At 75.9% G+C, this 772-nt stretch carries 1 protein-coding gene; it reads left to right on the top strand.

Annotation, left to right across the window (positions count from 1 at the left end):
- A partial coding sequence (locus ACYVE9_RS29260; RefSeq protein WP_461030898.1) for a serine/threonine-protein kinase occupies nt 1-772 on the top strand: 772 nt, incomplete at both ends.

The raw sequence follows: 772 nt of genomic DNA, 5'->3' as shown, positions 1-772 counted from the left end.
ACGCCGACGCCGAGGCCCCGACGCCCTGGGTCGCCACCGGGTACGTCGCCGGTCCGAGCCTGCTGGACGTCGTCGCCAGGGACCACGGGCCGCTGCCGGACCGCACGGTGCGCATTCTCGCCGCCGGGCTGGCGCAGGCCCTGAGCGACATCCACGCGGCCGGGCTCGTGCACCGGGACCTCAAGCCGTCCAACGTGCTGCTGACCATCGACGGCCCGCGCGTCATCGACTTCGGCATCGCCCGGGCCCTGGACGCCGCCACCGAGGGCGGCCTGACCATGACGGGGGCCGTCATCGGCTCGCCCGGCTTCATGTCCCCCGAGCAGGTGCTCGGGGAGCGCGTCACCGAGGCCTGCGACGTCTTCAGCCTGGGGACGGTGCTCGCCTTCGCCGCGACGGGCCGCTACCCGTTCGGCGACGCGAGCAGCGGCACCCACGCCCTGCTGTACCGCATCGCGCGTGAGGAACCCGACCTGGAAGGGCTCCCCGACGGCCTGACCGACCTGGTGCGGGACTGCCTGCGCAAGGCCCCGGCGGCCCGTCCCCGGCCCGAGGACATCCTGCGGCGCACCGACTCCGGCCAGACCCTCGGGGACGGCCGCTTCCGCGAGCCGTGGCTGCCGGCCGCCCTCGTCGCCCAGCTCGGCCGGCACGCCGTCCAGCTGCTCGACCGCGAGGACGCCACCCAGGAGACCGCAGCCGTTCCGGATGCCGCAGCAGCCCCGACCCGGCCGGTCGACACCGCGGACGGGAACGCGGACGGGGTCGACGG

The sequence above is a fragment of the Streptomyces sparsus genome (assembly GCF_054776295.1).
Note: the sequence above shows the minus strand (reverse complement) of the source record. Positions and strands in the feature narration are given on the sequence as shown.